Origin of the sequence: Wukongibacter baidiensis (assembly GCF_050888315.1) — a bacterium.
GTDB lineage: Bacteria > Bacillota > Clostridia > Peptostreptococcales > Caminicellaceae > Wukongibacter > Wukongibacter baidiensis.
The window spans coordinates 691,394-713,798 of the sequence record NZ_CP138202.1; the positions used below are offsets into that span (position 1 = coordinate 691,394).

Here is a 22,405-nt window from a genome sequence, read left to right on the forward strand (position 1 = left end):
CTCCTGCTTTATTATTTATAATTTAAAAATTATATACAAACAAAAAACCCTCGTCTCTATATATACATAACATACATATAGGGACGAGGGATTACCCGCGGTACCACCCTAATTATTATCTGTAGGTGTCAAAACACCTGTACAAATAATCACTTAGTAAGCACTTTAACGTATGCCAACCGTTAACTTCTAATTACACCGATATCCTAGATACAGTATATTTTTCAAAGTTAAAGCTCAGGAGCTGCTTCAGATATCCTTGACCAAGGGTCTTACAGCCTAAGAGTTATTATATACAACTCTACGAACCCTCTCTCTATGGATTAGGTATACCCTACTACTCTCCATCATAGCGAAATTTATCAACTTTTTCAGTTGATTATACAAAATATATTGGAATTTGTCAATAATATAGAGCTCATATAGTAGAACTTAATTTATGCATATCAAAATACTCAATGTTTCTAAGAGTTTTTGATATGTATAAATTAATAGCTCTACTTGAATCTCTATATAGAGTTCATATAGTAGAACTTAATTTATACATATCAAAATCCTCAGTGTCTTTAAGAGGTTTTGATGGGTATAAATTAAAGTCTCTACTTGAACCTCTATAATGATTATATCTTAACCAAAATTTTTACTAAATATTTCAAAACTATCTTTATACTTGCGGCAATAGGTACAGCAAATATTAATCCTGCAATCCCAAATAGTTCACCACCAATTAGTAAAGACACTATAACAAACACAGGATGTAGTCCAACGCTATCTCCAACTATCTTAGGCTGCAATACAGCACTTTCAATTTGTTGTATTATAAAGAAGGCGATTATTACCCATACTGCCTTGATTGGCTTATCCAAAAATGCTATAACTACAGCAGGTATTGCTCCAATAATCGGTCCAAAATAGGGTATTATATTACCTATTCCTGCAATGGCTCCTATAAGAAGAGCAAACTCTACCTTTAGAAAAAACAATGCAATGATACTGATTATACCTACTAATGCAGCAACTATAAATTGTCCTCTAATAAAGTTATTCAGAAGTTTATTGATCTCCTTAAAGATACAGACTACCTCACTTCTAACCTTTTTAGGAACGGCCAATAATACTTTTCTTTTGAAAAAAGTCTTATCCTTCAGAAAGTAAAATGTGTAAATTGGCACTAGAACTATGCCGATTATATTTGAAAAAATGTTTAAACCTTTTTCAGTGATTTTTCTAGTATAATCTATAATAAGTATCTGAAGATCATCTAGATACTCCCTGAAGGCCACATCTATTCCTATAAGTTCCCTAGGAAGGTGACTCATACTATTTAAATATTTTATGTATATTGTATTAGAAAATTCAATAACTTCATTGGTATAACTTGGTAGAGTCTCGGCAAATTCCTTTATCTCATTTGTTATCCTTGGAATAACAGTGATTGATAGCGAGAGTAACACTACGAAAACCATTATGTATATTATTACTACACTCCATAATCTCGAGAGTTTAAGCTCATTTAGCTTATTAACTATTGGATTTAAAAGATATGATATCACTATTGCCCAAAGTATAGGTATTAATATAGATATAAGTAAACCTCTAAAAGCTGCTAATAGAGCAATTAAGCCTATTGCTACGGCAAACAAGGTTATTATTAGATTATTTCTTCTGCTAAGAGTAATCTTCTTTTTATGTACAATATATTTGTTACCTATGTTAACTAAGTAATATATACTGAACATTAATAAAAAAAACAGTAATATATTCACTGCCATTTTAGTAACTACATAAAAATAATCTATGGATCTTGCCTCAGCAAATAATGTCAGCAGAAATAGATTTTCATTCATTTAATCACCACATATACAAATTGTTATTTCAAAATTAAAAATTTAAAAATAGCGTGTTTCAGAAGGACAAATCTCTATGACTTTCGAAATTTATTCTGAAACACACCAGAACAAGCTCAAAAATGCTTTATACTCTTTGTTATCTAAACATATCCATAGCATCTATAACTCTTGTAGCATTTCTAGCCATTTTGGCTCCTCTTCTCATCATTCTACGCCTTTGCCTAGGTGTACTCCTATTTAATGCGTACATACCTGCTGTAATACCTAAAACGCTTCCTGTTATCACGCCTGTCATAAATCTATTGTTATTCACTTTCTTACACTCCTTTCAATATTATGATTTTATCTGATATAGAATTTTAAACAATTTACTCATATAGATATTCAAACAAAACTAGTAATTTATACATAAGCAAAACTCCTCAAAATATCGAATATTTGCATATGTATAAATCAAGTTTTTCCATATGAACTCTATACACTTATTTTGTGGAAAAATTAATGTTCTAATTCAAGTAATTTTTTCAAGCCACCTACATTTCTTAAAATATTTTTCTTGGTTTTTTTTGAAATAGCAATCCTATTTTTATCAAATCTGACTGGTCCGTTTATCGGTAGGATTTCAACACCATTAAAAACATCATCATATATGCCATTTGTTAATATAAGTCCTAATATATTGCCACTTTTTTCTTCAAATATTACATCTTGAATAAAACCCAATAAATTTTCCTCTTCTCCAACTACTTCTACTCCCAATATCTTTTCATTCTTTTTTACATAGTTATTATTAAAATCAATAGTTTTCATCTGTTGAATATTTTTTTTAAACCTAACTACTACTTTATTTCTGTCTATTTCATAAATACTATTAAAATTGATTACTCTACTATGATGAAGTATACTACCATAATCAATAATAATGCCCGCAAGCTTGCAGTCACTAAAATCTAAAACAACATCTTTTACTTCTCCTTTAAATTTCATATTATCTGCACACATGATTTGGTATCCTATTATATCGCTTACTTTTAGCATTGTATCACCACACATTGTTTTATTAGTCGATTCTTTTGAGTCGGTGCAAAGTACATGGTGCCAGGTGCGTTGTTTATAGATCGTTCAGAAAATCAACTTCATTATCTATATATTCGATAATTATATTTTTTCTAACCAAACAAAAAAAAATGCACTAAAAAGTGCATTTTAAAGCCAATAAATTTTGAATCTTTTTCCAATATTTTATCAAATTTTTCCCATACCTAAAGCTACGACCTTAGCTTTGCACTACGCACAAAATCTGGCGAATTACTCGCCAGATTTAACAATAGTTCCTCCACCGATCATCTCATTATCAATATAAAAAACTACAGCTTGTCCAGGGGTTATGGCTCTTTGATGATTATCAAATACAACCTTCACTCTATTCTCCTCTAAAGGATATATAGTTGCCTCAGCTGGTTTTGCAGAGTATCTTATCTTGGCCGCTATTCTAATAGGGCTTTCGAGTTTTTCAAAGGGTAAAAAGTTCACCTGATCTGCAATCAAAGTATCATTAAAAACGTCCTTATTTTCCCCTATGACAACTTGATTTTTTTCAGGACGTATTTCTACAACGTATCCTGGCTTGCCAAGGGAAAGACCTAATCCTTTTCTTTGACCTATAGTATAGTGAATAATCCCTTTATGCTTCCCAAGTACATTGCCCTCTGTATCTACAAAGTCCCCAGGCTTAATTTTTTTCCCAGTATTCTCTTCAATAAAGTTCCCATAGTTATTATCAGGAACAAAGCAAATTTCCTGACTGTCAGGCTTATTTGCCACATCAAGCTCTAATTCCTTTGCGATCTCCCTTATCTCTTCCTTCGATGAGTAATCTCCAAGTGGCATTAAAATATATTTAAGCTGATCCTGAGTAAGATTATATAGTGCATAGGTCTGATCCTTCGCCTCAGCAGAGGATTTCTTAATCATAAACCTATCAGATTCTTCATCCTTAACTATTCTAGCATAATGACCTGTAGCTACATAGTATGCTCCAAGTGAGTGGGCCTTCTTAATTAGCTCTTCAAATTTTATATACTTATTACATGCTATACATGGATTTGGTGTTCTCCCCATCATATATTCATCAATAAAATAGTCAATAACCTTTTCCTTAAAGACTGACTTAAAGTTCATCACATAAAAAGGCATTTCTAACTTATTAGAAACTCTTCTTGCATCATCTACAGCCGATAGTCCACAGCATCCATCTTCTCTTTCATAGTCGTTGTCATCCTGCCACACCTTCATGGTAACTCCAATTACCTCATAACCCTGTTTTTTAAGAAGATATGCGGCAACCGAGCTATCTACACCTCCGCTCATTCCCACAACGACTTTTTTCTTATCTAATACAGTCATATTCTTCACCTACATCAAAATTTTTTCAAAATATTCAAGACTTTATAATTTTACCGTAATACCACCGAGAATTCAACTTCTCTTAAAAAAAATAACCCAGGCTAAAAACCTAGGTAAGATTGTCAACAAAGTTGCAGGATGATAGGCTTTGACAAAAGTTCAAGTTCAAGGCACGCTGAAATCGAGTAGCGGAGCTTGCTATATCTGCAAGTGAGCAACGGAAATTTCAGCAGTAACGCAGAAATTGGGCTTTTGTCAAAGCCTAAGACCCAGGTTAAAAACCTGGGTCCTCTATATTTTACTCATCATCTTCGTCATCATGGTCATGATGATGGTCATCATCCTCGCTAGGTGGTTGGTAGTTTTCCATACCTTTAATCACAAGATCGTTCTTCTGAGCATAATCATATATTGCAGCCTTCACTGCTTGCTCTGCAAGTACAGAACAGTGAACCTTCTGAGCTGGTAGACCATCTAAGGCTTCAACTACTGCTCTATTTGTTAGGCTAACAGCTTCTTCCACAGTTTTTCCGATTATCATTTCAGTTGCGATACTTGAAGTAGCTATTGCTGATCCACATCCAAATGTTTTGAACTTGCAATCAGTAATAACTCCATCTTCAATTTTAAGATACATTTTCATTATATCTCCGCATTTTGCGTTTCCAACCTGTCCAACGCCATCTGCGTTATCAATTTCCCCAACATTTCTTGGGTTCATAAAATGTTCCATTACCTTATCTGAATACATTATTATTGTCCTCCCTTTACCTTCTCATATAATGGAGACATCTGTCTCAATCTTTCAACAATTACTTTTAAGTTTTCTATAACATATTCAATATCTTCTTCAACAGTAAAATCACCAATTGTAAGTCTTAAAGAACCATGCGCTATTTCATGGGTAAGACCTATTGCCATAAGAACATGGGAAGGATCTAATGAACCTGATGTACAGGCTGACCCACTTGATCCAGCAATCCCTACCATATCTAAGCTAAGAAGTAGAGATTCCCCTTCTATAAATTCAAAGCAGAAGTTAACGTTCCCTGGATGTCTTTCAGTTGGATGACCATTTAATCTTACATACTTAATATTTTCCTCAATCCCCTTAATTAATCTGTCCCTAAGGTTCTTAGTATGAGCAACATGCTTTTCAAGATTTTCTACAGCAAGCTCAGCAGCCTTTCCAAACCCAACTATACCAGGTACATTTTCAGTTCCAGCTCTTTTCTTTCTCTCTTGTCCTCCACCATGGATTAGCGGATGAAGCTTTACACCCTTTCTAATATAGATGGCACCGACACCCTTTGGACCGTAAATCTTGTGGGCTGAGAAATTCATAAGATCAGCACCAAGATCTTTTACATCAATCGGTAAATTTCCAAGGGCCTGTACTGCATCTGTATGGAAATATACTCCTCTTTCTTTAGCGATTTTTGCGATTTCCTTAACAGGTTGTATAGTTCCAATCTCATTATTTACAAACATAATTGTAATTAAGATTGTCTTATCAGTAATAGCTTCCTTTAACTTTTCAAGATCAATCATTCCGTATTCGTCAACATCAAGATACGTTACTTCAAATCCATCTTTTTCAAGATACTTACAGACATCTAGTACTGCATGGTGTTCGATTTTTGTAGTAATAATATGATTCCCTTTATCTTTGTTACCATAGGCTATTCCCTTTATTGCCCAGTTATCTGCCTCAGAACCACCTCCAGTGAAAAATATTTCTCTAGGAGTAGCTCCTATAGCCTTAGCAATTCTATCTCTTGCAAGGTCCAAAGCTTGCTTTGATTCTCGACCGATAGTATATACACTTGACGGGTTCCCAAATTTCTCACCAAAGTAAGGTAACATTTCATCTAAAACTTCTTTTTTTACTGGTGTCGTTGCCGAATAATCTAAATAAATATTTTTTTTCATATTTTCACCACCCATATATTAATTTATATATAATACATAATCGAATCGTCGTTATGTAGTTTTTTATGATCATCTACCATGTCCTGAAGTGATATTGAGTCAATAACCGAATCAATACTCTCCTTTATCTTTTCCCAAATGCCTCTAGTGATGCAATATTCAACTCTTGAGCAATCACTTTCTTCATCTTCGATAACACAATCAGATGGAGCAATTGGACCTTCTAAAGTCCTTAAAACATCTCCAACAGTAATGTTTTCTGGTTTATCGGCAAGAATGTAGCCTCCTTGAGCACCACGTATACTCTTTACTAGACCTGCCTTTCTCAATGTTGCAAAAAGTTGTTCTAAATAATGAACTGAAATATTCCTTTTTTGAGCTATTGTATTTAAAGGGGTAGGGCCATCTCCATATGATAATGCTAGCTCAAACATTGCTTTTAATCCATATCTACCCTTTGTTGAAAGTCTCATAACTTCACTCCCTCCATAATCCCAAGTGTTTTACTTGGAATTCTTTCTAAGTATATTATACCCAAGTAAATTTGTCAACATTCACTTAAAATAATTTTTATTGATAAAAATTTCAAAATATTTTATGAAATTTCAAGACAAGCAAGGACAATACCTTGTAGATTTCACATGCGTTTAAAATTTAACAACTTTTTAGTTCTTCTATGTAATAATAATTGATAAATTCTACAAAAAAATAACCTGTACAACCTTCAATAAGATATTCTTATTGAAGATATGCACAGATATTATTATACATCATTTATAGACTTTTACTCTAAAAAATAAAACTAGTCTTCATATTTCAATATTTTATTTCTATTCCTCATCATCAACTAATTCATTCATATTCTTAGATAACTCTTCTCTTCTTCTATCTATATCATTTATTCTTTCTTCCATTACTCTAATCATTTCTTCTTTTCTTCTATCATTTTCCTTCATTCTCTCATCCAAAATGTTTCTAATCTCTTCTTCACTATGGCCTCTGAACTTCAATCTGTCTTCAAACCTTTTTAACATATCCTCGTTCATTTCTTCCATATGTTTTATTCTCTCTTCTAGCCTTTTGCTCATATGCTCTTTTCTCTTATCCATTTCATCAATTCTGTATCTCATCATCTCTTTATAATCATGCCTCATATTCTCTCTCCTTCCCATTAAACTTTAATAATTTAGATTTGGAGTCAATTCTAAGATCTAATGAAATAGTATTGAACTAATTTTAACTTTTCCTTAGGTTTAAGCATTATCAAACTCCTAGTCCCGAAGCTATATCCTACCTTTTACCACAGATAAGAATTATTCCTTCTTCATTACAGATTATGCATTAGTGATGTTACTTGTGCAATAAACTTAAAATTCTTGCATTTCTCCTTTGGATAAGTCCTTCCATCGTCAATAGTCTAAAATAATTCGGGTTTAACAGTCATAGTTAACTGTCAAAACAAATATATCTGAATATTATATTTATAGAAGTACATGCAAAAATAAATTACGGAGGTGAATAAATAGTGCCGGTTAGAATGATGAGAGAAATCTCTAAGGACACTATTGATAAAAATTTTATTAATTCCCCCCTAACCTTTATACCTAATAAAGGTCAAGTGGATTCAAAAGCCAAGTATTATTTCAGAGGAACTAGTTATGGATTCTATTTTACTCAAGAAGATGTGGTAATGACATTTCTTACAAATGATTCTACTGATAATAATGAAGAAAAAAAAGGAGTGGCTCTAGCCTTACATTTTATCGATTCTAATCCAGATGTAAAAATTGAAGGTGAGTGTAAAGCTTCTGGAAAGGTAAATTACTTTAACGGAAAGGATCAATCAAAATGGATTACTGACCTTCCTGTTTACGAGAAAATTATCTATAAGGATTTGTGGTCAGGTATAGATCTAGTATTCTATAGTAAAGATAATACTCTCAAATATGACTTCATCCTAAAACCAGGTGCATCAGTGGAGAATATTAAACTAGCCTATAAAGGCTCAGACGGTATATCTCTAGACCATGACGGTAATCTTCTAATTCATAATACCCTAGGAGTATTGATCGATGAAAGGCCCATAAGCTATCAAGAGATTGAAGGCGAACGGATAATAGTAGAAAGCCGCTTTAAGGTAAAGAACCAAGAAAGTGACGAAGTCTTTTACGGTTTTGAAGTTTCTAACAATTACAGTCCTGAGCATTCCCTAGTTATCGACCCTGGACTTGTCTTTTCCACATTCTTGGGAGCTTTGTTAAACAATGTTGTTTCTAATGAGACAGATAAAATTAGTATAGCTATTGATAATATCGGGGACGTCTATATAGCAGGCAAAAATATATCTCCAGATTTTCCTGTAACTCTGGGAGCTTTTGAAGAAAGTCCCCCATTGACCTTTTCAACTGGATACGTAACAAAACTGAATTCAGATGCTTCTGGTCTTATTTATTCTACTTTCTTAGGTGGCAGTGGAAATGATGACACCTGTAGAGGAATTGCTGTTGATTGTATGGGTAACGCTTATGTAACAGGAGAGACTGATTCCCCTGATTTCCCTATTACTTTAGGAGCTTTTCAAGAGGATTTCCCTAGTGCAAATCTTGAATCATCTGCTTTTGTAACAAAGTTGAATCCCGATGGTTCAAAGCTTCTATACTCCACTTTTATAGGTGGTAGTGAAGATGACGAAGGCAATGATATTGCTATAGATGATGAGGGTAATGCCTACATTACAGGAGAAACTCAATCCTCTGATTTCCCTGTTACTCTAGGTGCCTTTCAACAAGCTTTCATTGAGAATTCAGATATGGGTTTTGTAACGAAATTAAATCCCGAAGGCTCTGGACTCGTATACTCCACTTTCCTCGGTGGTTTGAGAGATGATGAATGTAATTCTATTGCAGTAGACGATAAAGGCAACGCATATGTAACTGGAGAAACTAATTCTGATGATTTTCCTATTACATTAGGAGCTTTTCAAATAGACTTTCGAGGTGCTAGCGACACTGCATTTGTAACAAAGTTAAGCTTTGATGGTTCTGCTCTGGTATACTCTACATTCCTTGGTGGTACTGAAAGTGACGAAGTCCATAACATTGCTGTCGATAACATGGGTAATGCTTATGTGGTTGGAGAAACTTCATCTCCTGATTTTCCTGTTACATTCGGGGCTTTTCAACAGGATTTTGGGAACGGCAATGACGATGTATTTGTATCAAAATTAAATCCTGACGGTTCCGCCCTTATCTACTCTACTTTTTTAGGTGGTAGTAGCACTGATGAAGGCCATGGTATTGCTATAGATGACATGGGCAACGCCTATGTTACAGGGTTTACTAACTCCCCGGATTTTCCTATGACTGTTGGGGCATTTCAAGAGGATTTTCAAGGAAGTGGAAACTCAAACTTTGGGGATGCTTTCGTTTCAAAGCTAAACTTTGATGGTTCTAGTCTCCTATATTCAACCTTCCTTGGGGGAAGTGAGGATGATTTTGGTAGGGACATTGCTGTAGATAAAGAAGGTAACGCATATATTATCGGATTTACTACTTCATCAAATTTTCCTGTTACTCTTGGAGCTTTTGAAGAGAACTTTAGTGGAAATGCTAATAATATTTTATTCGACACTTTTGTAGCGAAGATAACCCCTACTCCTATACTATAAAAATATGTTAAAGGATTAGATTAGTACTAAAGAAATACCCCTTCCAGGCTAAAATTAGATGGAAAGGGGTATTTCTTTTTAGGGTTTCAACATTCTTTAGCAGTACAGCAATCAGTACATTCTTGCACCGCAAATCCACTCATGCTAGTTTTAGTTACCCTTGCTTCATCAATGTTTATAAAATCTGAAGTAGTAAAGACTTCAAATACATTTGCGCTTTCCTGTACAAAAATTGGCTCAGAGGTAGATGTAGCCGTAACTGTTACTGCATATTCGCAGCAATTACAATCACAGTTTATTAAGGATTCACAGTGAACAACAGAAAATGGCACAGAGATAGTTCTATCTTCTATTATATTTGATATACCATCTAGTAATGATACACTCTTTTCATAATTCCAATTTTGTACCACCTCTTCAGGCCCATTGTCACACTTCCTAGTTAATACAAATTTCAACCTAATTCTAAACAATCTTGCTGGTTGAGGTAGTCCAGTTGAAGGAGTTGTTTGCACATCGAAAAAAATCTGACTTGAAAATTCAATAAAAACTATAGGCCTAACTAATCGTCTAGCATCAATTAAAACACTCGTAAGTGGAAAATTTTCGACTATTCTTTGGCTATCTGGGGGATTAGTAGGATCAGTAAAAAATACTTCTACTGGCTCCAATATTTCAAATATTGCTTCCCCAGGATTTTTATCACATTCGAATATTATCTTTTTAGGATTTGGATGCTTTGTATCAGTGCGACAATCACATCCCTTATTATGAAACTTATCTGCCATAAAATTCTTTTCCTCCTTATTTTAAATTTTGCAACTCTTCAAATTAAGTCTCTATCCAATCTCTAACTAATCACAGTCAACTCCTTGAGCAAAGGCTCCTAAGCTCAGATCATCTACCACGGCAGTTCCAATATTTGCAAAGTTAGCTGGATTCCCAGATACCTCCATTATATATTCACAACATCCTGGAAAATCTAGGCACTCACAAAAAGAAATAGTAAAAGGCTCGCTACTAATTATTTCTTCAACAATATTGTCACTTATTTGAGTCACTTTTCTATATACCCTTGTAAGAACTGTTACTATTTCTTCATTATTACAGCTTCTTCTTAGTCTAAAAGTCAGTTCAATTGCTGGGCCTATTGAATTTCCGGGACTAGATTGATAAAATACAATGCTAGAAAACTCAATCTTCACTTCTGGCTTTCGTAAGCAACTCGTATCAATTATTACACGACCTAATGTAAATGTCTGTTCAGACGTACTCGACAAGTCAAACCTAGCAGACTCAAGATTTTGACCACACTCTAGTAGTATTTTTCTAGGTTCTGGGTCTGTCATCTTGATGCAGCAATCATGACAATTATCTTCATAATCTTTATCACAGTCACATCTTTTCATATAACCACTCATAATTATTAAACTTCTCCTTTCAATGTTTTTTAAACTTATATATCATAGAATCAAATTCCATAAACTCAACCTAAAAATTTAATCATAACATACGCCTTACACCTTAGTCCCCACATCAACAGTCTGAGCATATGCCTTTTGCAAATGCGCTCATGCTTGCATCATTATCTGGATTGACTGCTGCTGACATAATGTTCGTAAAATCAGTTGCAGGAGTTGCCGTTACCTCAACAAAATATTCACAGCAATCAGGACATTGTAGAGGTTCACAGAATGAAATTGTGAATGGTTCACTAACAGATCTTGCTGCAAAGGTAAAGTTGTCTATATCAAAACTATTGATATATTCCCATTCACGTATAGTCATCTCAGGACCATCGCCACACTGTCTTTTTAGTGTAAATGTCATTCTAATATTAACTGGATCAGTAACTGGGGTAGCTGCAAATACAACTTGAGTAGAAAACTCAATCTTGACTTGGGGTCTACATAGCTTGCTTGAATCAACGAAAACTCGTGCTAGAGTAAAGGTCTCTTGACTTGATGAGTCTATTGTAAAGTTTGCCGCCTCTACTGATTCACCACATTCAAATATTATTCTTTTAGGTTCAGTTTTCTTTTTACACTCTCTATCACAGTCTTTTTTCTTGCGGTCACAGCCGCAACCAAATTTTTTTATATGGCCAGTCATAATAATTAACTTTCTCCCTTCCTTATTTTTTAAGTCCTATACTATATATCATAGGATCATATTGACATAGAAAAAATAGAATAAAACTTGGACTCACTTATCTTTTTTATCAATACATAATATTCTATTTGTCAAGAGAATGTTAAAAGATAGTATAAAACCCACAATTAATATAATCATGGGTTTTATTTATTACTAATCTATTCTCTTAATAACAATCGAAGCATTTACCGCTGGAGGTGATCCAGGAGGTCCTGGCACAGGATTTAATGTTAGAACTGATGCTGCTGGAGATACTAATACTAAAGTAACAACATCTCCTCCTGTTAATCCCACAATAACATGACCATAGACAATATCAACACTAAACTCAGTTCCATAGCGCCCTGAAGTGGCTGGCAAAGGTACTCCGTTTACATGTAACTCAACCTGATTACTAAGATTGAAGTTAGCATAAAACTGTATATCATATATTCCTGTTGCAGATACAGTAATTGTTGCTGTTCCTGGTACGTGGGTAATTCCACTACTTACTGTTAGATTGTTATTAAATGCAACTGGGAAACCGGTAGTAACGCCTTGCGCTCCCGTGTTATAAACATACGCATAATCCGTTGAAAGGGCACCAGTTGGCCCTGTAATTCCAGTTGCTCCTGTAGGTCCTGTGATTCCTGTTGCTCCGGTCATACCAGTCGGTCCTGTCATTCCCGTTGGACCCGTCATACCTGTCATTCCTGTTGATCCAGGGTCTCCGTCATCGCCATCTTCTCCTGTTGGACCTGTCACTCCCGTTGCACCAGTTGGTCCTGTTGGTCCTGTCACTCCAGTCGCTCCTGTCACTCCTGTTACTCCAGTTGGCCCTGTCACTCCAGTAGTTCCAGTCGGTCCTGTTATTCCTGTCGCACCAGTTGGCCCTGTAACTCCTGTTGCTCCTGTTGGTCCTGTGATCCCGGTTGCCCCAGTTGGTCCTGTAACTCCAGTGGTTCCAGTTGCTCCCGTCACTCCTGTTGCACCTGTAGGTCCTGTAATCCCGGTTACCCCAGTTGGTCCTGTAACTCCTGTAGTTCCAGTAGGTCCTGTAACACCTGTTGCACCAGTTGGTCCTGTGACTCCCGTTACACCAGTCGGCCCTGTGATTCCTGTCGCACCAGTTGGCCCTGTAACTCCCGTTGCTCCAGTTGGTCCCGTAATTCCTGTTACGCCAGTCGGCCCTGTAGCTCCTGTGGCACCAGTTGGTCCTGTAATTCCGGTTGCTCCTGTTGGCCCTGTAACACCTGTTGCACCTGTTGGTCCTGTGATCCCGGTTGCTCCAGTCGGCCCTGTAACTCCTGTTACACCTGTAGGCCCTGTGATTCCTGTCGCACCAGTTGGCCCTGTAACTCCTGTAGTTCCAGTAGGTCCTGTGATTCCTGTTGCTCCAGTCGGCCCTGTAACTCCTGTTACACCTGTTGGTCCTGTGACTCCCGTTACACCAGTCGGTCCTGTTATTCCAGTAGCACCTGTTGGTCCTGTAACTCCCGTTGCTCCCGTTGGACCTGTAATTCCTGTTGCTCCCGTTGGTCCTGTGACTCCTGTTGCACCAGTTGGCCCTGTAGCTCCTGTTACACCAGTAGCACCTGTGATTCCAGTTGCACCTGTCGGTCCCGTCACTCCTGTTACTCCCGTTGCTCCAGTTGGTCCCGTAATTCCTGTTACGCCAGTCGGCCCTGTAGCTCCTGTGGCACCAGTTGGTCCTGTAATTCCGGTTGCTCCTGTTGGCCCTGTAACACCTGTTGCACCTGTTGGTCCTGTGATCCCGGTTGCCCCAGTCGGCCCTGTAGCTCCTGTTACACCAGTAGCACCTGTGATTCCAGTTGCACCTGTCGGTCCCGTCACTCCTGTTGCACCGGTTGGTCCTGTGATTCCTGTTGCTCCAGTCGGCCCTGTAACTCCTGTTACACCTGTAGGTCCTGTGACTCCCGTTACACCAGTCGGCCCTGTGATTCCTGTCGCACCAGTTGGCCCTGTAACTCCCGTTGCTCCAGTTGGTCCCGTAATTCCTGTTACGCCAGTCGGCCCTGTAGCTCCTGTGGCACCAGTTGGTCCTGTAATTCCGGTTGCTCCTGTTGGCCCTGTAACACCTGTTGCACCTGTTGGTCCTGTGATCCCGGTTGCCCCAGTCGGCCCTGTAACTCCTGTTACACCTGTAGGCCCTGTGATTCCTGTCGCACCAGTTGGCCCTGTAACTCCTGTAGTTCCAGTAGGTCCTGTGATTCCTGTTGCTCCAGTCGGCCCTGTCACTCCTGTTACACCTGTTGGTCCTGTGACTCCCGTTACACCAGTCGGTCCTGTTATTCCAGTAGCACCTGTTGGTCCTGTAACTCCCGTTGCTCCAGTAGGTCCCGTAATTCCTGTTGCTCCCGTTGGTCCTGTAACTCCTGTTGCACCAGTTGATCCTGTAGCTCCTGTTACACCAGTAGCACCTGTGATTCCAGTTTCACCTGTCGGTCCCGTCACTCCTGTTACACCAGTTGATCCCGTAATTCCAGTTGCACCTGTCGGTCCCGTCACTCCAGTTGCTCCAGTAGCTCCTGTTGGCCCTGTAATTCCTGTTGCTCCAGTCGGTCCTGTAACACCAGTTGCTCCAGTTGGTCCTGTAATTCCTGTAGTTCCAGTCGGTCCCGTAACTCCTGTTGCACCGGTTGGTCCTGTAATTCCTGTTGCTCCAGTCGGTCCCGTAACTCCTGTTGCACCGGTTGGTCCTGTAATTCCTGTTGCTCCCGTTGGTCCTGTGACACCTGTGCTACCTGTTGGCCCTGTGACTCCTGTTGCTCCAGTAGGTCCCGTTATTCCAGTTGCACCTGTCGGTCCCGTCATTCCTGTTGCTCCAGTAGGTCCTGTGACTCCCGTTACACCAGTCGGTCCTGTTATTCCAGTAGCACCTGTTGGTCCTGTCACTCCTGTCGCACCAGTTGGCCCTGTAACTCCTGTAGTTCCAGTAGATCCTGTGATTCCTGTTGCTCCAGTCGGTCCTGTAACTCCTGTAGTTCCAGTAGATCCTGTTATTCCAGTAGCACCTGTTGGTCCTGTAACTCCCGTTGCTCCCGTTGGACCTGTAATTCCTGTTGCTCCCGTTGGTCCTGTGACTCCTGTTGCACCAGTTGGCCCTGTAGCTCCTGTTACACCAGTAGCACCTGTGATTCCAGTTGCACCTGTCGGTCCCGTCACTCCTGTTACTCCCGTTGCTCCTGTAGCTCCCGTAACTCCTGTTGCTCCAGTCGGTCCTGTAACACCAGTTGCTCCAGTAGGTCCTGTGACTCCCGTTACACCAGTCGGTCCTGTTATTCCAGTAGCACCTGTTGGTCCTGTAACTCCAGTTGCTCCAGTTGGTCCTGTAATTCCTGTTGCTCCCGTTGGTCCTGTGACACCAGTGGTTCCAGTTGGTCCCGTCATCCCTGTCGGTCCAGTAACTCCTGTTACACCAGTTGGTCCCGTTATTCCAGTTGCACCTGTCGGTCCTGTGACTCCCGTTTCTCCAGTAGCTCCTGTTGCTCCTGTTGGCCCTGTAATTCCAGTTGCTCCAGTCGGTCCTGTAATTCCTGTTGCTCCAGTCGGTCCTGTAATTCCTGTTGCTCCAGTCGGTCCTGTAATTCCTGTTGCTCCAGTCGGTCCTGTAATTCCAGTTGCTCCAGTCGGTCCTGTAATTCCAGTTGCTCCAGTCGGTCCTGTAATTCCTGTAGTTCCAGTCGGTCCTGTAATTCCTGTTGCTCCGGTTGGTCCTGTAACTCCAGTTACACCCGTTGGTCCTGTAATTCCTGTAGCGCCTGTTGGTCCCGTTGCTCCCGTGGCACCAGTTGGCCCTGTAATTCCAGTTGCTCCAGTCGGTCCTGTAACTCCTGTAGTTCCAGTCGGTCCTGTTATTCCTGTTGCTCCGGTTGGTCCTGTAACTCCAGTTGCCCCGGTAGGTCCTGTGATTCCTGTAGCGCCTGTTGGTCCCGTTGCTCCTGTTGCACCAGTTGGCCCTGTAATTCCAGTGGCTCCAGTCGGTCCTGTAATACCAGTAGCCCCTGTAGGTCCTGTAACTCCTGTTGCTCCAGTCGGTCCTGTAGCTCCAGTACTACCTGTTGGCCCTGTAATTCCAGTTGCTCCTGTAGGTCCCGTAACACCTGTTGCTCCAGTAGCTCCTGTAATTCCTGTTACACCAGTAGGTCCTGTAACTCCTGTAGTTCCAGTAGGTCCTGTAACACCTGTTGCACCAGTTGGTCCTGTGACTCCTGTTACACCAGTCGGTCCCGTAATTCCAGTCGCTCCTGTCGGTCCTGTTATCCCTGTCGCACCTGTCACTCCTGTAGCCCCTGTTGCCCCTGTTGCACCTGTAGCTCCAGTTGCTCCAGTTGCTCCAGTAGGTCCTGTGATTCCCGTTGGCCCTGTGACTCCTGTGGCACCAGTTGATCCTGTCACTCCGGTTGCCCCAATCGGTCCTGTGACTCCTGTTGTCCCTGTAGGTCCTGTCACTCCAGTTGTACCTGTCGGCCCTGTAACTCCTGTAGTTCCAGTTGGTCCTGTGATTCCGGTTACTCCAGTCGGTCCTGTAATTCCTGTAGCACCAGTTGGACCTGTGACTCCTGTGGCACCAGTTGATCCTGTCACTCCGGTTGCACCAGTCGGTCCTGTGACTCCTGTTGCGCCGGTTGATCCCGTGATTCCTGTTGTACCTGTAGGCCCTGTAACTCCTGTAGTTCCAGTTGACCCTGTCACCCCTGTGGCACCAGTTGATCCTGTGACTCCTGTTGCTCCAGTCGGTCCTGTGATTCCAGTTGTACCTGTTGCTCCAGTAGTTCCTGTAGCACCGGTTGGCCCTGTTGGTCCTGCACCTGTTGGGCCAGTCGGCCCTGTCGGTCCTGTCGGACATCTCCTTTTTGGTGGGCAACGCTTTTTACAAGGCTTAAAGTCAGAGCAATGTTCGCAGTTGACTTTATCGCCTCCCATTTTAGTTATTATGATTTTTGACATTCTACCCTCACTCCATATTACAAACAAAATTCTTTTTCCATCTCAGAGTTCCAAAACTTTTAATAGATATTTTACTAGCATTATTATTGAAAATGAATAAGTCTGAAGACTAATAAAACCCATGTCCTAGGCTTTTTTCAATGTATAATATGTTGTATTTACAATGCGTGTGCAAAAAAAACTATTAAAAATAGCCATTATTAAAAGGAGTATCTCAATTTGTCAAACAAGATAACCCCTTTATAAAAATATCTTTTCTCACATAATGTAGCTTTTTATAATTAGCAATAAAATCAATCCCACAATTTCCATGGCGGTCTTTCACTATCCCACAAGCTTTGTAAATACTTTTTATCTTTTAAAGTATCCATAGCATGCCAAAAGCCCCTATGCTTAAATGCTATAAGTTCATTTTCTTGTGTAAGAATCTCCATTGGAGCTTTTTCAAACATACTTTCATCGTCTTTGATGTAATCAAAAATTTTAGGCTCCAAAACAAAAAATCCGCCATTTATCCAGCTATTATCTTGTCTAGTTTTCTCTTTAAATTCCTCTACTATATTATCCTCAGATAGTTTTATCGTACCAAATCGACCCATTGGATTTACAGCTGTTACCGTAGCAATTTTGCCATTTTCCTTGTGGCATCTTAATAGTTTTCTTATATTGACATTAGAAACACCATCGCCATAGGTCAACATAAAAGAGTTATCTCCAATATATTTTTTTACTCTTTTGATTCGACCGCCAGTCCCCGTATATAATCCCGTATCTACTAATGTGACCTTCCAAGGTTCTACTACATTTTCATGGACTATCATTGAGTCAGTACTAGTAAAATCAAAAGTTACATTTGAGTTATATAAATAGAATTTTGAAAAATAGTCTTTTATTACATTGCCTTTATATCCTAAGCATATAATAAATTCATTGAAACCATAATGAGAATAAATTTTCATTATATGCCACAAAATAGGCTTATTTCCTATTTCAATCATAGGCTTCGGTTTAAGATGAGTGTCCTCACTTATTCTAGTTCCAAATCCTCCAGCTAAAATTACAACTTTCATAAAATCCTCTTCTTTCATGATAGTTTAAATTAACCCCCAAGCTAGTAAAATGAAATTATGATATTATAGGTGCTTAAGGGATATTGATATTTCCTTTTAGTGATCTCAATGAATCTGTTTTCACCTTTAAAATATATCAAAAAACAAGTTCATTGCATGAACGAAAAGGAAATATTAATATCCCTCGACATTGTAACTAGCCAGGTGTGTTAAATTATATACCCTTTAAAAAAAGTCACTTGTTATCCTACCAATCTCAACTTTATCGAGAATTTCTCTTTCCACTTTGCAATTTCCCCAATCGTATATTCCAAATATGCTATCCGTATTATGAGTATGAATATTAAATATAAAATTTCTTTCAGGTATAGATTCATACTTATAATCTATAATTTTCTGATGAGAAAAATTAACTAAAACATCCCAAGGTGTAATATTTAAACTTGAAAACTTTTTGCCTTCCTTATTCAACTTATATATAAAGGTATAGAATGTAAACTGATAATGATAATATTCGCCTAGCCTTTTATTAATACAATCGTATATATAACCATATTGACATAGTAATGCTTCTGTTTCTTCTTTGGGCTTATAATCGTGTAACTTTTGTATAAATGTATTGGCATACATATCATCACTATCTAGCCTTGTTAAATATAATTCATCATATCCAGTTGTTAATGAGTCAATCGCCGAATTATATTCTGTTTTTTTTATAAATCTAATATTTTCAGGGAGATGAGAATATTTAGGTAAGGCATGGTTTATAAGTTCTTCAGTACTATCTTCATATACGTATAGTGCTGTAAAGTCTTGATTTGTTTGCTTCTCTAAGCTTTTGCGTGTAAAGTTCATAAATATCCTCATTCTATTTTCGATCCAACCCTCTGTAAATCTTAGATTTTCATTTCTTCCGTAGGTTTTATTTCTTATACCGGTCATGATATTAAATTTTGAGCTTACAATAATTTTTTTCAAACTATCTACTCCTTTACTCTAACACTAGAAATGAAATTCTTTATTTCATCGCTAATATATATTATCATCTCTTCAGTTATTTTCGGATACACTCCTATCCAGAAACTTTTCTCAGTAATAATATTTGTATTTGGTAAGTCACCTACAACTCGATAAGTAGTGTCATCATCTCTTAACTCATCAAAACAAGGTTGTTTAACTATGTTACCAGCAAATAAAAGCCTTGTTTGAATGCCTTTTGACTCTAGATATTCAAGTAGTTCTTTTCTACTAAATTTGCAGCGCTCTCTCATTGTCAGAATAAATCCAAACCAACTAGGCAATGAGTTTTCAGTTTTTTGAGGTAAAATGAAAAACTTATCTAAATCCAATAGCTTACCTTTTAACAAATCCCAATTAGCTCTTCTTTTTTTAGTAAAGGTTGGAAGTTTTTTTAGCTGAGCACAGCCAACAGAAGCCTGCATATCAGTAATTTTTAGATTATATCCAAAGTGCGAGTAGATATATTTATGGTCGTAGCCATGGGGTAATTCACCGAATTGTCCATCAAAACGATTTTTACAAGTATTATCACATCCAGGTTTGCACCAGCAGTCTCTTCCCCAATCCCTAAGAGAATCTACAATGCGTTTTAGTTCAGGATTATTAGTGTAGACTGCTCCTCCTTCACCCGTGGTTATATGATGCGGAGGATAAAAACTAGAAGTACCAATATCACCAATTGTGCCGGTATATTTCCACTCGCCATCTATATAATATCTAGAACCCAGTGCATCACAATTGTCTTCAATTAGCCATAGATTATGTTTAGTACAAAAGTCTTTTACTTCTTTTAAATCGAATGGATTACCTAGAGTATGGGCAATCATAATTGCTTTTGTTTTCAAAGATAGGGCTTCTTCTAATTTTGACACATCTATGTTATAGGTTGGAAGTGTGACATCAATAAATACAGGTGTTGCTCCATATTGAATTATCGGACTTACTGTTGTAGGAAATCCTGCCGCCACGGTAATTACTTCATCACCCTTTTCTATTCTTCTATGGCCTAGCTTCGGAGATGTTAGAGCCATAAATGCTAATAGATTTGCAGAAGAACCTGAGTTGGTTAGAGAACAGTATTTTACACCTAAGAACTCAGATAGTTTCGCTTCAAATTCATCGGCATATCTTCCAGCCGTTAACCAAAAATCAAGTGAGGAATTTACTAGGTTGACCATTTCATCCTCGTCAAATACCCTGCCAGCATAGTTTATTTTTTCTCCCTTTTCCCAAGGAGAATTGTTCCCATAAACTTCTTTATAATATGCTTTAACTTCTTTAATAATATTACCTCTAAGTTTCACTTCTAGATTATCACTCAAACCTCTTTAATCCCTCCTCCAATGACAGAGTAGTCTCCCAATTTGGAACAAGACTATAGTCGCTCCATAGCTGGAAAACCTCTCTCTTTCTTGGTGGTTTAGCTCCCCACCTAATATTTAATTTCTTCTCAGCCACCTTTTCGTATATTTCTATTAATTCCTTCAATGTAATTACTCTTCGTGACGACACTGCAAATTTTTCATGGGTGTAATCAATTTTTTTATTCAAATACTCATATGCCTTAAAATAGGCCTCTGTTACATCGTCTACATGAACTAGATCCATAACCTGATTGCTACTAGACATCTCTAAAATTTTCTTATCCTTTGAATATTTGCTTAGTAAGTTAATCAACTTGCCTCTAGTATCACTCTCACCATAGGTATCAAATAGCTTTAATGTTATTGCTTTAAAATTTTCTGCTTCAATATAGTATTCTAATAGTTTCTCAAAGGCTTCCTTTGTAGCAGCATATAAACATACAGGATTATATTTTTTGTTTTCATAATGCTGCCAGGATGTCCCTGTATTTATAATCTTTTTTGCTCCGGATTGAAGCATGGCTTCTAAAATATGGGTGCTAAATCTTAAATTGCTATTGATTAGGTTATCAATATCCTCTGGTTTATGTTCTACAATAACTGAGGATGCTAAATGGAATATACAATCTGGTTTAATTTCATTAAAATACCCTATTAGATTACTCAGATTGTTGTCATATCTATAGATATCTATCTTATTTAAGTAACTACTAATATTATGTAGCCTACTGGTTTTTCTACATATTATATAGACATCATAATGCTGATCCACTAACTTTCTTACTAAGTTTGAACCAATAAAACCTGTGGCACCCGTTACGATTACTTTAATCAATCTTCATCACCTTCAAGCATGTAATTATTAATCTGTTTTTTACACAAATCGTATAGGTCTGCCTTCTTATAGTTCTTATACCAATCTACTGTTAGATCAATGGTTTGTTCTATGTCTAGTTTAGGATACCATCCTAGCATTCTAGTGGCTTTGCTGATGTCTAGTGTTAATAAATTTGTCTCATGGAAGGTATTTCCCTTAGATTCAGATAGGACCTCTCCTTTTCCATAGGACCTAACTATTCTTTCAGCTAACTCTTTAACAGTTATGACCGAATCAAAGGTTGGTCCAAAATTCCAAGCCCCACAAAGCGCCTTTGGAAATGATTGCAGCTTTTCTGCTAAAAGTAAATACCCACATAGGGGTTCTAATACGTGCTGCCATGGGCGAATAGCATTAGGATTTCTAAGCTTTATATCCCTATTTTCTTCACTAGCCCTTATACAGTCGGGTACTATTCTATCCTTTGACCAATCTCCTCCCCCTATGACGTTTCCAGCCCGTACAGATGCTATGGATTTACCATGAACAGCATAGTTAGATGGATTCATAAAAGAGTTTCTCCAGGATTTAATCACTAATTCAGAGCATCCCTTTGAAGAGCTATATGGATCATAGCCTCCTAGTTCGTCATTTTCTCTGTAGCCCCAGACTTGTTCTTTGTTCTCGTAACATTTATCAGATGTTATCATGACACCTATTTGAGCAGACTTAGATGTTCTGATGCACTCTAGAGTATTAACTGTTCCCATAACATTAACTTGATAGGTTTCTAAAGGATTTTTATAGGATTCTCTAACTAAAGGCTGGGCTGCAAGATGAAATACTATTTCAGGATTACACTCATCAAATACTCCTTTGAGTTTAATATAGTCTCGTATATCTCCCCTAATATCAACTATTTTGCTGCCTAAATTAGAAAGAACAAAGTTATCTTTGGAGGTATATGGAGGTAGAGCATAGCCAATTACTTCTGCCCCCAGCTCCAAAAGCCAAATACTAAGCCATGAGCCTTTGAATCCAGTATGTCCTGTGATTAGAACCTTCTTCTTTTTCCAAAAATCTTTATTCATAATATAGTGCCTCTCCATCTTTATAAGACTTAATTACGTAGCAATAGCCCTTCTGAAAGGCCTTTGCAAACAAGGTTAATTCAT

At 37.9% G+C, this 22,405-nt stretch carries 18 protein-coding genes and 1 other annotated feature; of the genes, 1 reads left to right on the forward strand and 17 read right to left on the reverse strand.

Annotation, left to right across the window (positions count from 1 at the left end):
* Positions 1 to 76: 76 nt before the first annotated feature.
* Positions 77 to 360 (reverse strand) — a binding site (T-box leader).
* A gap of 260 nt (positions 361 to 620) precedes the next feature.
* The 8 genes from R9X47_RS03440 to R9X47_RS03475 all read right to left on the reverse strand — a co-directional run bounded on the left by R9X47_RS03440 (position 621) and on the right by R9X47_RS03475 (position 7,342).
* A complete protein-coding gene (locus tag R9X47_RS03440) occupies positions 621 to 1,847 on the reverse strand; it encodes an AI-2E family transporter (protein WP_432665306.1) in 1,227 nt (408 codons plus the stop codon).
* A gap of 139 nt (positions 1,848 to 1,986) precedes the next feature.
* A complete protein-coding gene (locus R9X47_RS03445; RefSeq protein ID WP_432665307.1) occupies positions 1,987 to 2,163 on the reverse strand; it encodes a YtxH domain-containing protein in 177 nt (58 codons plus the stop codon).
* Between the two features lie 185 nt (positions 2,164 to 2,348).
* Positions 2,349 to 2,888 (reverse strand): PRC-barrel domain-containing protein, encoded by a 540-nt coding sequence (locus R9X47_RS03450; protein ID WP_432665309.1) that lies wholly within the window; start codon positions 2,886 to 2,888, stop codon positions 2,349 to 2,351.
* A gap of 270 nt (positions 2,889 to 3,158) precedes the next feature.
* The gene (gene mnmA / locus R9X47_RS03455) at positions 3,159 to 4,256 is read right to left on the reverse strand and encodes a tRNA 2-thiouridine(34) synthase MnmA (RefSeq protein WP_432665310.1); all 1,098 of its coding nucleotides are present in this window, start codon (positions 4,254 to 4,256) and stop codon (positions 3,159 to 3,161) included.
* A 298-nt stretch (positions 4,257 to 4,554) separates the two neighbouring features.
* Positions 4,555 to 5,007, reverse strand: a complete 453-nt coding sequence (nifU, locus tag R9X47_RS03460; protein ID WP_432665311.1) for a Fe-S cluster assembly scaffold protein NifU — start codon at positions 5,005 to 5,007, stop codon at positions 4,555 to 4,557.
* A 2-nt stretch (positions 5,008 to 5,009) separates the two neighbouring features.
* On the reverse strand, positions 5,010 to 6,188 hold the full coding sequence (gene nifS, locus R9X47_RS03465; RefSeq protein WP_432665312.1) for a cysteine desulfurase NifS: 1,179 nt from the start codon (positions 6,186 to 6,188) through the stop codon (positions 5,010 to 5,012).
* Positions 6,189 to 6,211: 23 nt separating this feature from the next.
* Positions 6,212 to 6,661 (reverse strand): RrF2 family transcriptional regulator, encoded by a 450-nt coding sequence (locus tag R9X47_RS03470; RefSeq protein ID WP_432665313.1) that lies wholly within the window; start codon positions 6,659 to 6,661, stop codon positions 6,212 to 6,214.
* Between the two features lie 357 nt (positions 6,662 to 7,018).
* Positions 7,019 to 7,342, reverse strand: a complete 324-nt coding sequence (locus R9X47_RS03475) for a hypothetical protein (protein ID WP_432665314.1) — start codon at positions 7,340 to 7,342, stop codon at positions 7,019 to 7,021.
* 371 nt (positions 7,343 to 7,713) lie between these two features.
* Here R9X47_RS03475 and R9X47_RS03480 point away from each other — a divergent pair, with 371 nt between their 5' ends.
* Positions 7,714 to 9,855: an SBBP repeat-containing protein gene (locus R9X47_RS03480; protein WP_432665315.1), complete on the forward strand. Its 2,142-nt coding sequence runs from the start codon at positions 7,714 to 7,716 to the stop codon at positions 9,853 to 9,855.
* Positions 9,856 to 9,941: 86 nt separating this feature from the next.
* Here the strand turns inward: R9X47_RS03480 and R9X47_RS03485 are convergent, their stop codons facing one another.
* From R9X47_RS03485 to rfbG, 9 genes are all read right to left on the reverse strand, one after another.
* Positions 9,942 to 10,643 carry a DUF4489 domain-containing protein gene (locus tag R9X47_RS03485; RefSeq protein WP_432665316.1) on the reverse strand — a complete coding sequence of 234 codons (702 nt, stop codon included), beginning with the start codon at positions 10,641 to 10,643 and terminating at the stop codon, positions 9,942 to 9,944.
* 66 nt (positions 10,644 to 10,709) lie between these two features.
* Positions 10,710 to 11,276 carry a DUF4489 domain-containing protein gene (locus R9X47_RS03490; RefSeq protein WP_432665317.1) on the reverse strand — a complete coding sequence of 189 codons (567 nt, stop codon included), beginning with the start codon at positions 11,274 to 11,276 and terminating at the stop codon, positions 10,710 to 10,712.
* Between the two features lie 115 nt (positions 11,277 to 11,391).
* Positions 11,392 to 11,967: a DUF4489 domain-containing protein gene (locus R9X47_RS03495; RefSeq protein ID WP_432665319.1), complete on the reverse strand. Its 576-nt coding sequence runs from the start codon at positions 11,965 to 11,967 to the stop codon at positions 11,392 to 11,394.
* Positions 11,968 to 12,162: 195 nt separating this feature from the next.
* Positions 12,163 to 16,959 carry a beta strand repeat-containing protein gene (locus R9X47_RS03500; protein ID WP_432665320.1) on the reverse strand — a complete coding sequence of 1,599 codons (4,797 nt, stop codon included), beginning with the start codon at positions 16,957 to 16,959 and terminating at the stop codon, positions 12,163 to 12,165.
* Between the two features lie 293 nt (positions 16,960 to 17,252).
* On the reverse strand, positions 17,253 to 18,029 hold the full coding sequence (gene rfbF, locus R9X47_RS03505; protein WP_432665321.1) for a glucose-1-phosphate cytidylyltransferase: 777 nt from the start codon (positions 18,027 to 18,029) through the stop codon (positions 17,253 to 17,255).
* A 225-nt stretch (positions 18,030 to 18,254) separates the two neighbouring features.
* Positions 18,255 to 19,007 carry a glycosyltransferase gene (locus R9X47_RS03510; RefSeq protein WP_432665323.1) on the reverse strand — a complete coding sequence of 251 codons (753 nt, stop codon included), beginning with the start codon at positions 19,005 to 19,007 and terminating at the stop codon, positions 18,255 to 18,257.
* Between the two features lie 5 nt (positions 19,008 to 19,012).
* On the reverse strand, positions 19,013 to 20,371 hold the full coding sequence (rfbH, locus tag R9X47_RS03515) for a lipopolysaccharide biosynthesis protein RfbH (RefSeq protein ID WP_432665324.1): 1,359 nt from the start codon (positions 20,369 to 20,371) through the stop codon (positions 19,013 to 19,015).
* On the reverse strand, positions 20,364 to 21,248 hold the full coding sequence (locus tag R9X47_RS03520) for an NAD-dependent epimerase/dehydratase family protein (protein WP_432665326.1): 885 nt from the start codon (positions 21,246 to 21,248) through the stop codon (positions 20,364 to 20,366). The genes rfbH and R9X47_RS03520 overlap by 8 nt, the downstream gene beginning before the upstream one ends.
* A complete protein-coding gene (rfbG, locus tag R9X47_RS03525) occupies positions 21,245 to 22,321 on the reverse strand; it encodes a CDP-glucose 4,6-dehydratase (RefSeq protein WP_432665327.1) in 1,077 nt (358 codons plus the stop codon). Before rfbG ends, R9X47_RS03520 begins: the two co-directional genes overlap by 4 nt.
* Positions 22,322 to 22,405: the final 84 nt, after the last annotated feature.

Bases quoted from the DNA above. Each gene is read 5' to 3' on its own strand.
- R9X47_RS03490 (WP_432665317.1), bottom strand. From the start codon at position 11,276: ATGAGTGGTTATATGAAAAGATGTGACTGTGATAAAGATTATGAAGAT.
- R9X47_RS03450 (WP_432665309.1), bottom strand. From the start codon at position 2,888: ATGCTAAAAGTAAGCGATATAATAGGATACCAAATCATGTGTGCAGAT.
- nifS (WP_432665312.1), bottom strand. From the start codon at position 6,188: ATGAAAAAAAATATTTATTTAGATTATTCGGCAACGACACCAGTAAAA.
- rfbF (WP_432665321.1), bottom strand. From the start codon at position 18,029: ATGAAAGTTGTAATTTTAGCTGGAGGATTTGGAACTAGAATAAGTGAG.
- R9X47_RS03475 (WP_432665314.1), bottom strand. From the start codon at position 7,342: ATGAGGCATGATTATAAAGAGATGATGAGATACAGAATTGATGAAATG.
- rfbG (WP_432665327.1), bottom strand. From the start codon at position 22,321: ATGAATAAAGATTTTTGGAAAAAGAAGAAGGTTCTAATCACAGGACAT.
- R9X47_RS03440 (WP_432665306.1), bottom strand. From the start codon at position 1,847: ATGAATGAAAATCTATTTCTGCTGACATTATTTGCTGAGGCAAGATCC.
- R9X47_RS03495 (WP_432665319.1), bottom strand. From the start codon at position 11,967: ATGACTGGCCATATAAAAAAATTTGGTTGCGGCTGTGACCGCAAGAAA.
- R9X47_RS03500 (WP_432665320.1), bottom strand. From the start codon at position 16,959: ATGTCAAAAATCATAATAACTAAAATGGGAGGCGATAAAGTCAACTGC.
- mnmA (WP_432665310.1), bottom strand. From the start codon at position 4,256: ATGACTGTATTAGATAAGAAAAAAGTCGTTGTGGGAATGAGCGGAGGT.
- nifU (WP_432665311.1), bottom strand. From the start codon at position 5,007: ATGTATTCAGATAAGGTAATGGAACATTTTATGAACCCAAGAAATGTT.
- R9X47_RS03470 (WP_432665313.1), bottom strand. From the start codon at position 6,661: ATGAGACTTTCAACAAAGGGTAGATATGGATTAAAAGCAATGTTTGAG.
- R9X47_RS03485 (WP_432665316.1), bottom strand. From the start codon at position 10,643: ATGGCAGATAAGTTTCATAATAAGGGATGTGATTGTCGCACTGATACA.